We start from the raw sequence: 13,878 nt of genomic DNA on the forward strand, positions 1-13,878 counted from the left end.
TCTTAGATGTATTTAGAAGACCATCAGGGCCTAGTGATAGATATGTTTGCCGCCATTGGTTGATGGATGCAAAGGTAACATCTAGCATAGAAGCTAAACGTCTAAGGGAACCTTCTCCACGGAGATATTTTTCTACAGCAGCTATTTTTTCTGTTCCTGATATTTTTGATTTGTGAGTCACAAAAATACTCCTCCTTGTAAATAAACAGTTTTATTATTTAAACTGTCTACCACAAGGGGAGCATATCAGGTAACCTGTATGACTTTTCTTTATTTCACCTCTTTATTTTTCCACTTCCTTATTTTGAGATAAACATTTGTGTCCAGTAATGACGGTTTGGTCCGCCCTCTGCGTACCCTACGCCAATATGCGTGAAGTTCGCATTGAGAATATTGGCACGGTGACCCTCGGAGTTCATCCAGCTATTGACTACTTCCCTTGCCGTAGTCTGACCCGCCGCAATATTTTCGCCAGCCGCACGATATTGTACGTTAAAAGACTTTAACATATCAAATGGCGATCCATAGGTTGGTGATTGGTGCGAAAAATACTTCTTATCCCTCATATCGACTGATTTATATCGCGCAACCCGCGATACTTGCCAATCTGCAATTAGGGGCTTCAGCCCTTTTTTCTGCCTTTCTTGATTCGTTAACGATATAACCTCATTCTCGAATGCTTTAATATCATCAATATTTGGTACATAGACTTTATCACCAGGGTATATCCAGTGTGGATCTTTAAACTGCGGATTGGCTCCAATGATTTCTGACAGTCCGATCTCATATCGTACTGCTATTTTCCAAAGAGAATCTCCTTTCTGTACAATATAGGTTTCAACAGCACTTGCTATAGACGTGAGTGACATTGTGACCATAAGACTTATGATTAGAATTTTAGTTAATTTTTTCATACACTTATTATTTGTAAGTTCTAGTTTTTTTAGCAGAGAATTCTCTTAGGAACTTGTTACCAATTAAATGTATACAGGGATTGAGAATTGTGATGCGGCTCTTTTCAATCGATTTTCAACGATAATACTTTCTTGATCATCAAATACATGCATTTGGTGAATCATAACCCATACCTTATCGCTTACTCGTAGCTCTTTTTTATCGAGTGCATGATACGCTACTAATAAGTGCGAACCGACCTCCACTTCAATCTGCCAGCTATTGCCTTTATACACAACATGTCTTACAATGCCTCTTTGGGCAGCGGCAATATTTGAAATCTCGTCTTCTTTCCCAATCTCAATAAATTCTGGCCGGATAATAGCCTTCCCATATTGTAGTATCTTTTCGAACCCGCGAAGCAGATGATAATTTTCTATGACATTTGATTCTCCGATAAATCTTGCTACAAAAGCAGTTTTTGGCTGTTTATATATTTCCATCGGTGTTCCCATTTGTTCGACTTGCCCTTGATTAATAATAATAATTTCGTCTGCTACTTCAATCGCTTCTTCTTGATCATGGGTTACAAAGATACTAGTGACTCCGAGCTTTTCAATCATGTCTTTTAGCCAAGTGCGTAATTCCTTTCGAACCTTTGCATCAATGGCAGCAAATGGTTCATCGAGTAACAAAAGCTGTGGGCGGGGCGCAAGGGCACGTGCAAAGGCGACTCGTTGTCGTTGCCCACCGGATAGTTGATTCGGATATCGTTTCTCTAAGCCTTGCAGACCAGTTAAACAAATTAATTCATTGACCCGTTTCTCGATTTCTTTCTTACTTTTCTTCTGCACTACAAGGCCGAAGGATATATTTTGGAAGACATTCATATGCCGGAATAACGCGTAATTCTGGAACACAAAGCCAATACCACGCTCTTGTGGAGGTTTATCATTTACACATTCTCCGTTAAAAAGAATCTCTCCTGAATCTGGTTCTTCGAGTCCAGCAATCATTCTAAGTATAGTAGTCTTACCACCACCACTTGGTCCTAGTAAGCCAATGAGTTTACCTTTTTCTATATTAAAGCTAACACAGTTTGATGCTTGAAAATTTCCAAAGCTTTTGCATAACTTCTTTACCGTTATATGCATGAAGCTCACTCTCCTATATGTTTCAATTGATCCTGCTCATGTTTCCATTCCACAAGACCTTTAAGTACTAATGTGATTAGGGCAAGCACTACTAGCAAAGAAGCTACTGCAAAGGAAGCCGCAAATTGATATTCGTTATATAATATTTCTACATGCAGTGGTAACGTACTTGTTCTCCCACGGATGTGCCCAGATACCACAGATACTGCACCAAACTCTCCCATGGCCCTCGCATTACACAGGATTACTCCATATAATAAACCCCACTTAATATTTGGAAGAGTGATTTTCCAAAATGTCTGCCACCCGCTAGCACCCATACAAATTGCCGCTTCCTCTTCTTGAATACCCTGTGCCTGCATTAACGGAATGAGCTCCCTCGCTACAAAGGGTAAGGTGACAAACATGGTAGCTAGTATAATCCCAGGAACGGCAAAGATAATTTGTATATCATGACTTAATAGCCATGGTCCTATTACTCCACTTGCACCAAATACTACAACGAATATGAGACCTGCGATGACAGGAGATATGGCAAATGGCAAATCAATTAATGTAATCAATATATTTTTGCCTTTAAAATTAAACTTCGTGATGCACCACGCTGCCGTGAGTCCAAACAGCAAGTTTAATGGCACAGCTATCAAGCATGTGAGCATCGTAAGTTTCAGTGCAGCTAATGCATCTGGTTCCACTAGTGCAGCAAAATAGACCTCAATTCCTCTTCGAAATGCATCGGCAAATATTGATATTAAAGGCAGGATTAGTACCAATGTCAGAAAAGAAAGTGCAATTGAAATTAATATCAACTTCACATACGCTTTTTCCGTGATGTATCTCCCCATGATTTCCTCTCCTAATGCCTGAGCGTTTTCTTCGTGGATTGCCATTGAATATAATTAATCAATAGAAGTAATAGAAACGATATTACCAACATCGTAGTTGCAATTGCTATCGCACCTGTATAATCAAACTGTTCTAGTTTGGTCATGATTAAAAGCGGTACAATCTCTGTTTTCATCGGCATATTACCAGAAATAAATACGACGGACCCATATTCCCCTAGCCCCCTTGAGAACGCTAAAGCGAACCCAGTAAGTAAAGCAGGAAATAACTCTGGAAAGATGACTGCATGAAACGTTCGCCAACGGTATGCACCTAAGCTAACAGCAGCTTCCTCGATATCTTTCTCTAATTCATGCAATATTGGTTGTACCGTTCGTACGACATATGGAATTCCGATAAACACGAGTGCAAGGGTTATCCCCACTTGTGTAAAGGCAACTTGAAATCCAATCTTGTGTAATAGAGCACCCATCCATCCGTTTTCGGCATAAATTGCTGTTAAAGAGATACCAGCAACTGCTGTAGGAAGAGCAAAAGGTAGATCAACAATGCCATCAATAATTTTTTTCCCAAGAAACTGATATCGAACTAATACCCAGGCAATCATTAGTCCGAATACTGCATTGATAACAGCAGCGAATAAAGCCGTCGTAAAGCTTACTCGAAATGCTGCTAACACTCTTACGTCCGTGATAATCTCCCAATACTGCTGCCAAGTCATAGCAGTCAGCTTTAACAGCAGAACAGATAATGGAATTAGTACCAAAAGACATAAATAAAACAAAGTGAAACCCATTGTTAAACCAAAGCCAGGGATAATACTCCTTCGCTTCAGGGTATCGAACATCTCATCACCCCTTGCTAAAAATCTAAGCTTATATACAATTCTCGTTGTTAACGTTTGCTAGCGTAAATTTGATCAAAAATAGCACCATCACTAAAATGTTTCTCATGTACCCGGTCCCAACCACCAAAGTCGTCTATCGTAAGCAAAGGAATTACTGGGAAAGTGTCTTTATATTGCTGCAGAATCTGCTCTGATCTCGGTCTGAAATAATGCTTCGCTATAATCGATTGGCCTATATCGGAATAAAGATACTCTAGGTAGGCTTCTGCAATTTCTCTCGTGTTCCTTCGATCCACAATTTTATCGATGACTACCACTGGTGTTTCCGCTAAGATGCTAATGGAAGGATACACGATTTCGAACGTTTCATCTTCAAGCTCCCGAATCGCTAGATACGCTTCATTCTCCCAAGAAATTAACACGTCTCCGATATTTCTCTCCGTAAATGTAGTCGTAGAACCACGCGCGCCAGTGTCTAACACAGGAACATTTCTGTATAGCTTGGTAACAAACTCAATAGCCGCTTGTTCATCTTGGTGCTTTCCCATTGCATATCCCAAAGCAGCTAAGTAATTCCAGCGGGCGCCACCCGATGTCTTAGGGTTTGGAGTAATGACTTGAACATCAGAGCGAATTAAGTCTTCCCAATCATGAATGTTCTTCGGATTTCCCTCACGTACTAACAACACGATTGTCGAATAATATGGCGCGCTATTATAGGGTAATCGCTGTTGCCAATTGACGTCATCTATATATCCGGCTTTCTGTATCGCCTGTATGTCATACGCAAGAGCTAGTGTAGCGACCTCCGCAGGTAATCCGTCAATAATTGATCTTGCCTGTTTCCCTGATCCACCGTGGGATTGACTAAATCGAATCGTTTGCCCTGTTTTCTCTTTCCAATAGTGATTGAATTCTTTATTAAAATCGATATATAATTCTCTGGTCGGATCATACGACACATTAAGAATCGACACTTGAGCATCATTGCATGCCGAAATTGCAAAGACAACGATTAGTTTTATAAGAAGAACGATTAGTTTTTTCGCCATTTTCCAACCTCCACTGCACTAAAACTCCATCTACCATTTAGTTTATTGCCTAACAATGGAAAGGGTCACAAAAAAACAGATAAATTATAGATATTTTTCAATTCTAGATTATACTTAGTACTTAGATAGTAAAACTTGGCGATTAATAAGTAATCCTAGCATGTGGCTACTGATTGGAGATTTGAGGTTAGTTTTGAGGTTATTGTTTATCTCAGCGGCGTTTACTAATACTCCCACTTCTACAGAATGGTTCTTCTATTTTTAAAATAGTTAGAACCATTACGTACCATTAGGTGAAAGTGGGAGATAAGTGCCGCCAAGCTTCGAAATAAGTGCAAAGTTCAGGTGGAGTAAAAACTCCATCTGAACTAAGTTTTCTTTATAACGATAGTGAATTTAGGGGTGATTACACGATGGATTATCATGTATTAATGGGTGCAGGACAGATTGCAGGATTAGTCGGTTTTATTCTAATGTTCTTTCAGTTTGTATTTAGTTCCCGTGTACGTTGGTTAGAGAAAGATATTGGCCTGGATACTATGTATCGTTACCACAAACAACTTGGTATTATTGCTTTTGTTTTAATTTTCTTACATCCGTTATTTCTTAATACCCATCGCATGATGGTGATAGGCGAAATGGAAGAACCATCTTTATTTATTGGACTAGGTTTTATTGCCTTAGCTATTTTAATCATTACCTCAATGACAGCCATCTTCTATAAAAGGCTTCGTCTCCGCTACGAGACTTGGTTTACCATTCATAAAGCGAATTACCTTGTGTTCCCGCTCGTCTTTTTTCATAGCATAAAAGAAGGAACTACGATTTTCTCGACAACTCATGTACGGTACCTATGGTATGTTTTATTTGCCCTTTATCTATTGCTAGTTATCTATAAAATTGTACAAGTTGTAAGAGCCCGCAGACATCCTTATCAAATCATTGAAATTATCAAAGAGACGCCAGATATTCATACAGTAGTATTGCAAGGAAAGAAAAAACATCATCTTGCTGGGCAGTTTATGTTTTTGCAAATTTGTACCAATCAGAAGGTTTCGGAAGCTCATCCTTTTACCATTTCTTCAAGCCCTACGGAAGAAAATCTTAAAGTTAGTGTCAAGGCATTAGGCGATTTTACTTCCCAGCTTCCCAACGTACCAATTGGCACTAAGGCTTACATCGATGGTCCTTACGGCGTTTTCACTTTACAGCACATGCCATCAACCTGTTACGTACTAATTGCCGGCGGTATAGGCATAACGCCATTTATCAGCATGCTTAGAAAGCTCCACGCGGAAAGTTCCAATAAAAAAATCCTGCTCCTTTGGTGTAACAAAACGGAACAGGACATTGCATTTTGCAAGGAATTAGAGGAACTAGAACTTTCAATGGAACACTTGAGAGTGATTCACATCTTATCTCAACAACCTGATTGGCATGGGGAGACTGGCTATCTAACTAGCGATAAATTAAGAACTTATTGTGCTGAATATACTCATGCCCATTTCCTGATTTGTGGTCCTCCAGGAATGTTACAAATGGTACGCAAAGAACTGCAATTGATGGATATACCAAGTACACATATCCATTACGAAAAGTTCGAGCTATAAGAACGGACAAATTCTAATGCTTGTTCACGGTTTTGCACGACGCCATCAATCTGAGCTGCTCTTAGTAGCTTTAAGCACGTCCCGATATCTTTTCCTTGAATCGATAATTCTTGAATAATCTCGTTACCAGAGATAAACGGACGTAAATTAGCTAACCTTCGGGCAAACAATTCGTACGTGATTATGCCCTTCTGAAGTTGTTCTAATTCCATAGACTGATTATCACCACAATATGCTTGTCCGGTATGATATAAAATCAAAGTTCCTAAGGTCTCAAGCTCTAGGTCATGGAAAAGAATTTGCACTAGTTTTTGATTATCAAAATCGGATTGTGGTAGTGACTTGATTCGTTCTATGCCTCGATTCCAACTGTTAAGTATGCTGATTTCTCGCGCGCTTAATTTCAGTAGTTTTCCCACAGCTGGAGCAGATGTTCCAAATAAAGCTGCTAGTTTAAGAAGAGGACCTCTAGCATTGCCACCTGCTACTATTTGATAAAAGTAGGTATGTGCAGGGGCTTCCTCTTCTACAATTTCTTCAAGTATCAAATGCACGCTACGCTCTACTTGCTGATATTTCTCAAGATCAATTTCATTCCCAGTTTTGTTATCAAAAATCTCCTGAAGGATTTGAATTTCATCAACTAAAACCCGTATATACTGAGACGATGGATTGATTCGAAACACACCCCATAACTCGTCTCTTATTCTCTCAGCACTCACCTCGCGAATCAATGATATAGCTTCTCGCATACTATGTTTGATTGTTTCTGGGATCGTAAACCCTAACTGTGCTGCTAACCGCACGCCCCTAAGAATACGCAACGGATCATCGATAAACGTATGAGGATAAGCAGGGACTAAAATTTTCTCTTGTAAATGTTGTAAACCGTCTCCATAATCTATCACCATACGATTAAGATTAATTGTTTTATTCGTGTTATTACTACATAGAAATTGTAGAAAATCCGAAATTGGTAATGCCATAGCGTTCACAGTAAAATCCCGCTTTAGCAAGTCTTCTTTAAGGAGATTGCCTTTCGGTCCTACCATATCAATCTGTATATTATATTTTTTCGATACTATGCGATATACATGATGCTCCTCATCTAATGTAATGAAAGATGCCTGTATATGGTCTGCAAATTTACGAGCAATTTCCTGCGTATCTCCAAATACCAAGAAATCAACATCTGAGCTATAACGCCCCAATAGCAAATCCCTAACAAATCCACCTACGAGATAAGTGGATTGCACGATTTGCGGTCCGCAAAATTCTTTAAACTCTTCTAACACCTCTCGCACATGTTTGTTATGTACAACCACATTGTTTGTTTTACTCAAGCTCCCATCACCTCTACTCTATATACAAGAGACATTTTATTTCATAGTTTTTTATTAAAGATTATTTAATAAAGGTTTTTAAATAAGGATTTTTAAGAGAGGTACATTGGTTTCTATGTGAGTGAACTGTAATGAATAGGACTGTACGTTAACTTGCCATTGACTCTTGTGCTTTCCATAACAACGAGTGAATCTACATATATCTTGTCAATTATCGTCGGTAGCTGTAAAGATTGTATGCTCGTTTCCATAACAACTTCACGCCCGAAGGTTATGTGCGGCTTATACGGTCGATTTTCTTTGGCAAAACCATACTTCTCTAGCTCGTCCTCCAATTGAGACTGTACATGATGGAGTGCCGAAGAATGTTCTAATCCAATCCATTGAATTGACTTGTTGCCACGCGGAAAAGACCCAATATTCGAAAAAGCAAGTTCAAATGGGTCATTCTGTTGCGCAACTATACCTACTGTATTTTTAATGCTTTGTAATTGTTCTGGTGTTACATCGCCAATGAATTTCAACGTTACATGAAAATTCTCTTTATGCGTAAAGCTTCCCTTTTTACTACCATTCTTTAAGTACCGTTGAATCTCGACAAGTTGTTCTTTTATCTCATTCGTAAAATCAATTGCTATAAATACTCGCATCTTATAGCACCTCGCTGTCGAATAAAATGTATTTACGCCCAAATAGGAATGACGTAGAATAGTACGGCGATAAAGTGGGCCACACTACCACCTAAAACGAACACGTGCCAAATCGCATGATGAAAAGGGATTCTTCTCCATATAAAAAAGATCGTTCCAAAAGTATATAACAATCCTCCAAGCACTAGCCAGACTAAACCACCAGTTGCTAAATTTTCGTACAACGGACGAATTGCCACGACAATCATCCACCCTAAAATGATATACAGTAACGTAGACAAGACTATAAACCTTTTGACAAATATCATCTTAAAAATAATACCGGCTATCGCTAAGACCCAGATTACAGCTAATAACGTCCATCCAAGGGTCCCACGTAAAGTAACCATTAGAAATGGTGTGTATGTACCTGCAATTAGTAGATAGATTGCTGCATGATCTAAGTATTCGAAGATATTCTTCACTGGCTTATATTGAAAGCTATGGAGCAAGGTTGAGAACGTGTATAAGAGTACTAGAGAAGCTCCATAGATACTTACACTCACAATGTGCCACACATCTCCATACAAGCTAGAAAAGACGACCATCAACACTAATGCTGCAATACTAAAAACGATTCCAATCCCATGTGTAATCGCATTTGCTATTTCTTCTCGCAATGTATACTCCATGTTTTTCCTCCTAGATCGCAATTGTTATAGGCTTTTGACTAATACCATATGTGGTAATTTTATAGATTGTGCTTTATAACACTTGTGAACATTTCTGTGCTTGTGTACAATTCTCGCATTTATTCGCTAGTTTAATTCATCGAGGGTAAGTGAGAAACTAGGTATATATGTATCCATAAAATATTCCACTTCTGGTAAATTGTATTGCCTAATATCCTTTAGTATGGCTTTTTCTGCTTGTTTAAATTCCTCATTTCCAACCTTCAACTCTTCCAGGCATTTCAGATAGGCGGAGATCTTATCCGCAATCTTAATAATCATCCAATACTGGTCATCTTCTTGTTTAGGAAAAAAATATGCCTGATATTGATCTTGCAATGGTTCTGGGAGCATTTTATGTAATCTATGATTAGCAACCGTTTCAATTTCTTGGAACGCCTTCTTAATTTCTGGATTGAAGTATTTAATCGGTGTCGCTAAGTCCCCTGTTATAACTTCGCTAGCATCGTGAAACAACGCTAACATAGCAACCCGCTCTGGAATGATCTGACCGTTAAACATTTGATTCTTAATCACTGCTATTCCATGAGCAATCATTGCAACTTGTAGAGAATGCTCTTGGATATTTTCCGGATGGGAATTGCGCATTAGACCCCACCTTTGAATCAATTTCATTCTTGACATATAGGCAAAGAAATGACTCATTTTCATACTCCTTTACAGTTCCTATTATTTATGAACGTCTTAGATTATAGCTATTTGATGATATAGGCTATTTGATGATATAGGCTATTTGATGATATAGGCTATGTGATGATATAGGCTATGTGATTGGATAATATATATTGTCTTTCACACGATTTATTTCACTCTTCAGAACATCGCATAAAGTGATGATGGCGTCTTCCAGCATTTCCTCAGAGGCATGTGCATAGCTGATGCGGATAAATCGCTGTTCCTCGCCTCCAGCATAGCAAGCACTTCCAGGTAAAAACGTTAACCGATTGCGAATCGCTTCCTGCAGAAGATTCTCATCATGCACCCCGCTTGGTAGCTGCAACCACAGGAACAACCCACCTTGCGGTTGATACCAAATCATCTGTTCATGCACGGCTTTCGGTAGATTCGTTTGTAAATATCGATACGTCATTGCCACTCTGCGGGCCAATGCCTTCCTTATATCCACCATCTTACCTTGTAATTCTGGAGATGACAATAATTCTGCGAGAATTACCTGCGTAATCAACGGGCTCCCTAAATCCGAAATGCTTTTCGCTGCAATGAGACGATTTAAGATCGGTTGATCGGCAACCACGACAGCTACACGGCATCCCGTGGCTAATATCTTACTATAGCTTTTTATATATATGACGCACCCACTGGAATCAAAACTTTTAATCGGCAGAGGGGGTTTCTTTTGAAAATATAATTCACTCCATATATCGTCCTCAACGATAATCAGTTGAAAGCTTTCTGCTATGTCAATAAGCTCCTGTCTCCGTTTCAAAGACAGGGTAGTCCCTGTTGGATTCTGAAACGTAGGGTTTGTGAACAAAAGCTTCGGCTTGTACCGCTCACACAGCTCGATTAATCGATGGGTTTGTAATCCTTCATAATCTACCGGCACAGAAATAATCCGAACACCCCTAGCCCGTAACACATCTATGTAACCGATGTAGGTAGGACTTTCAATTATTACAGAATCACCATAGCTTAAGAATGTTTTGGCAATTAGTTCTATGGCTTGCTGCGAACCACTGACCGTTAGCATATGCTTGGTATCTGTTTTTACTCCAATGCTTTCAATATATTTCTGGGCTGCTTGTAAGAAAGCTGGATCTCCCACTGAGCTACTATAATCTACTAAAGCATCTGGATATTTATCAATGGCTTGCTTGGCTTTCCCTTGAATCCAAGCGACTGGTAATACATCACGGTGAAAATTTGCTACGGAAAGTTTATGTATCACATCCGTTTGCACAGAGTTAATGTGTTTAAGAACCTGGGACCTCGGAATATAATCTTGAATATCCATTTGCCACGGCTTATTAGAAGAATTTCCATGTTCGAGGTGAAAAGCATCCTTAGCAGTCGTTCCTTTCTTGACAAAGTTCCCTCTACCTTTTTCACTCGTGATTAATCCACGCTTTGCAAGTAGACGATATGCCTTCTGAACCGTCACTAACGACACTTGTAATGCGGTCGATAATTCCCGTACTGACGGTAATTGTTCCCCATCGAAGCACTGCTCTGAAATGATACGGTCTGATATGCTATTGCAAATTTGTTCGTAAATTGGAACTGCCGATGTTCGATTGATTAACACGTGATGTGGATGCATCTCGCACCATCCTCTTTTAGAGATTTCTTCCTGCTAAGTGTTATACCCTTCCGTTTACTGTTATACACTTTGCGTACTATTGTATCTCTAAAATCATTTTTTCGTAAAGAGGTGTTATACTATGGTGATGTTTTTTTATTCCATTATGTGTCTGATCTTTGGCACTACATTTTTAGCAATTAAAATTGGCTTGGAGGCCGGTTTAGCTCCTTATTTCTCTGCTGGTATACGTTTTTTCATTGCAGGACTCTTGCTTATAGGTTTTTGCTACGCACGTGGCATGAAGTTGCCTAGTACCAGATCTATGTATTTCAATCTGCTAATTATTGGTTTCTGCCTTACAACCTGTACGTTTGCAACTTTATATTGGGCAGAGCAATTTATCCCTTCCAGTCTAGCAGCACTATTGTCTGCCCTCAGTCCAATGGTGGTCACTGTTATGCTGTCCTACAAAACACGCACAAACCTAACAATCTACCAAATTGTTGGACTTTTATTAGGTTTCAGTGGTGTATTGATGATTACTTTACCATCGATTTCTTTTTCTTTAGGCATGCTGTGGCTGTTTGCCTGCATAAGTGTAGTCGTTGGGCAGTTATTCTATAGCACTGGAACTGTACGATCTAAGGAAATGCTAGAAACGGACGTCTCGCCATTTGTATTAAATGGTATTCAAATGATGTTCGGTGGTATTATGCTATTGATTTTATCTCTTTTTACAGAGTCACCTGATTTCAGTGTTTTTGCAAATTTGAACGCGTGGTATTCGTTAGTCTATTTAACGGTGATTGGCTCTCTACTTGGGCATAGTCTGTATTATTGGTTAATCAAAAAAACAAATCCTGTATTCCCATCAACTTGGCTGTATGTATCGCCATTTATCGCTCTAATCATAGATTTAACAATTCGCCACGAACCAATCCTGTGGTACATGATTCTTGGCGGCGTCGCAATTATTATCGGTGTCATTATAACGAACTTTGTCGTACTAAAAAGTATGATTAAAGAGAAAATGGACGCTATGCGACCAGGAGATGTGACTCTTAAAGCTGATACTCATGTCTAGCTACTTGCTGTTAACTCCCTCTGAACTATGTTTTCTTTATCGTCAAGTAGACAAATCGAAGGCTAAGCGATACAATTGTAGATTATTACCAGTCGGATAGAGAAAAAACTCCATCCGACTAATCTTCTATATCAGGAGCGTCCGGAGCGAATGCGGCAAATATTTTCTAACTTAGATAATGTTCAATTGACGACTACTTTTAAAGATCTATTAGCATGGCGTAAAGAACGATCCCAGAACAAAAAAACACAATCTACTTATGTCGTAGCACAAGCAGATACGAAGAATATTCAGTATTTACATAACAATCGTACAGAAGCCACAATTACAAGTATCGGCCACTGCACATTTCTCATTCAAATGAATGGGCTTAATATTTTAACGGATCCAGTCTGGGCTTATCGTATGGGGTTTGCTAAGAGGTTATCGAATGTTGGTCTGTCGATGGATGAATTACCGCTAATTGATGTTGTTGTGATTTCCCACAATCATTACGACCATTTAGATTTCTCAACCCTTAAGAAATTGAGAAAGATCAATCCCAAAACTATCTATCTAGTGCCTTGTGGGGTGAAATCACTATTTACTCGTCGCGGATTCAATACTGTGGATGAATTCAATTGGTGGGATTTTCATGAGGTACAAGGTGTTGAATTTCATTTCGTCCCTGCTCAACATTGGTCTAAGCGCTTGCTGTTTGATACGAACTGCTCCCATTGGGGTGGCTGGGTTATGAAGTGCTCAAGCAACGCTATACATTCAAATGGGAATGAACATCCAACTAGTAACGAATCTACAGTGTACTTTGTTGGGGACACTGGCTACTTTCGAGGTTTCCAATTGCTGCGCGAGAAATTCTCCATACAATACATGTTAACTCCCATTGGCGCTTATGCCCCGGAGTGGTTTATGAAAATACAACATATGACGCCTGAACAGGCCGTGCAAGCATATGAAGATTGTGGCGCGAAGTATTTCATCCCCATGCACCATGATGCTTTTCAATTAGGCGACGATACGACAGAAGAAGCTCTTGCCCGCCTAAAAAAGCATTGGCTGGAGAAGAAACTTGAAACGAATGATTTGCTACTTCCGAAACTAGGTGAAACCATTAAAATGTAAAAAACTAAGGCATACACCAGTCATTAATGGCATTGATATGCTCCCCTTGTGGTAGACAGTTTAAATAATAAAACTGTTTATTTACAAGGAGGAGTATTTTTGTGACTCACAAATCAAAAATATCAGGAACAGAAAAAATAGCTGCTGTAGAAAAATATCTCCGTGGAGAAGGTTCCCTTAGACGTTTAGCTTCTATGCTAGATGTTACCTTTGCATCCATCAACCAATGGCGGCAAACATATCTATCACTAGGCCCTGATGGTCTTCTAAATACATCTAAGA

15 protein-coding genes are annotated in these 13,878 nt (G+C 39.2%); 4 read left to right on the forward strand and 11 right to left on the reverse strand.

The window, feature by feature from the left end:
• From BHU72_RS05450 to BHU72_RS05475, 6 genes are all read right to left on the reverse strand, one after another.
• Window positions 1–181 (reverse strand): helix-turn-helix domain-containing protein (locus BHU72_RS05450; RefSeq protein WP_141709261.1); only part of this gene is annotated, 181 nt, incomplete at its 3' end.
• Between the two features lie 118 nt (window positions 182–299).
• Window positions 300–878, reverse strand: a complete 579-nt coding sequence (safA, locus tag BHU72_RS05455) for a SafA/ExsA family spore coat assembly protein (protein ID WP_436796451.1) — start codon at window positions 876–878, stop codon at window positions 300–302.
• A 99-nt stretch (window positions 879–977) separates the two neighbouring features.
• The gene (locus BHU72_RS05460; protein ID WP_069701634.1) at window positions 978–2,048 is read right to left on the reverse strand and encodes a sulfate/molybdate ABC transporter ATP-binding protein; all 1,071 of its coding nucleotides are present in this window, start codon (window positions 2,046–2,048) and stop codon (window positions 978–980) included.
• Between the two features lie 5 nt (window positions 2,049–2,053).
• Window positions 2,054–2,893 carry a sulfate ABC transporter permease subunit CysW gene (gene cysW / locus BHU72_RS05465; RefSeq protein ID WP_245671861.1) on the reverse strand — a complete coding sequence of 280 codons (840 nt, stop codon included), beginning with the start codon at window positions 2,891–2,893 and terminating at the stop codon, window positions 2,054–2,056.
• Window positions 2,894–2,904: 11 nt separating this feature from the next.
• On the reverse strand, window positions 2,905–3,741 hold the full coding sequence (gene cysT, locus BHU72_RS05470; protein ID WP_069701636.1) for a sulfate ABC transporter permease subunit CysT: 837 nt from the start codon (window positions 3,739–3,741) through the stop codon (window positions 2,905–2,907).
• A gap of 47 nt (window positions 3,742–3,788) precedes the next feature.
• Entirely contained in the window at window positions 3,789–4,793 is a 1,005-nt protein-coding gene (locus tag BHU72_RS05475; RefSeq protein ID WP_069701637.1) for a sulfate ABC transporter substrate-binding protein, read from the reverse strand.
• A 413-nt stretch (window positions 4,794–5,206) separates the two neighbouring features.
• On the opposite strand from BHU72_RS05475, the gene BHU72_RS05480 reads away from it, so the two are divergent.
• Window positions 5,207–6,403 (forward strand): ferredoxin reductase family protein, encoded by a 1,197-nt coding sequence (locus BHU72_RS05480; protein ID WP_069701638.1) that lies wholly within the window; start codon window positions 5,207–5,209, stop codon window positions 6,401–6,403.
• Here BHU72_RS05480 and BHU72_RS05485 read toward each other — a convergent pair.
• From BHU72_RS05485 to BHU72_RS05505, 5 genes are all read right to left on the reverse strand, one after another.
• Window positions 6,382–7,746, reverse strand: a complete 1,365-nt coding sequence (locus tag BHU72_RS05485) for a tRNA nucleotidyltransferase/poly(A) polymerase-related protein (protein ID WP_069701639.1) — start codon at window positions 7,744–7,746, stop codon at window positions 6,382–6,384. The genes BHU72_RS05480 and BHU72_RS05485 overlap by 22 nt on opposite strands.
• Before the next feature lie 113 nt (window positions 7,747–7,859).
• Window positions 7,860–8,396, reverse strand: coding sequence for an RNA 2',3'-cyclic phosphodiesterase (gene thpR, locus BHU72_RS05490; RefSeq protein ID WP_069701640.1), 537 nt, complete (start codon window positions 8,394–8,396; stop codon window positions 7,860–7,862).
• Window positions 8,397–8,428: 32 nt separating this feature from the next.
• The gene (trhA, locus tag BHU72_RS05495; protein ID WP_069701641.1) at window positions 8,429–9,067 is read right to left on the reverse strand and encodes a PAQR family membrane homeostasis protein TrhA; all 639 of its coding nucleotides are present in this window, start codon (window positions 9,065–9,067) and stop codon (window positions 8,429–8,431) included.
• Window positions 9,068–9,193: 126 nt separating this feature from the next.
• The gene (gene yfbR, locus BHU72_RS05500) at window positions 9,194–9,772 is read right to left on the reverse strand and encodes a 5'-deoxynucleotidase (RefSeq protein WP_083248277.1); all 579 of its coding nucleotides are present in this window, start codon (window positions 9,770–9,772) and stop codon (window positions 9,194–9,196) included.
• Window positions 9,773–9,890: 118 nt separating this feature from the next.
• A complete protein-coding gene (locus tag BHU72_RS05505; RefSeq protein WP_069701643.1) occupies window positions 9,891–11,408 on the reverse strand; it encodes an aminotransferase-like domain-containing protein in 1,518 nt (505 codons plus the stop codon).
• 121 nt (window positions 11,409–11,529) lie between these two features.
• Between BHU72_RS05505 and BHU72_RS05510 the strand changes: the two genes are divergently transcribed.
• The 3 genes from BHU72_RS05510 to BHU72_RS05520 form a co-directional block, all read left to right on the forward strand.
• A complete protein-coding gene (locus tag BHU72_RS05510) occupies window positions 11,530–12,474 on the forward strand; it encodes a DMT family transporter (protein ID WP_069701644.1) in 945 nt (314 codons plus the stop codon).
• 150 nt (window positions 12,475–12,624) lie between these two features.
• Window positions 12,625–13,596 carry an MBL fold metallo-hydrolase gene (locus tag BHU72_RS05515; RefSeq protein ID WP_069701645.1) on the forward strand — a complete coding sequence of 324 codons (972 nt, stop codon included), beginning with the start codon at window positions 12,625–12,627 and terminating at the stop codon, window positions 13,594–13,596.
• A gap of 101 nt (window positions 13,597–13,697) precedes the next feature.
• On the forward strand, window positions 13,698–13,878 hold a 181-nt coding region (locus BHU72_RS05520), incomplete at its 3' end, for a helix-turn-helix domain-containing protein (protein ID WP_141709261.1).

It is taken from the genome of Desulfuribacillus stibiiarsenatis (assembly GCF_001742305.1).
GTDB lineage: Bacteria > Bacillota > Bacilli > Desulfuribacillales > Desulfuribacillaceae > Desulfuribacillus_A > Desulfuribacillus_A stibiiarsenatis.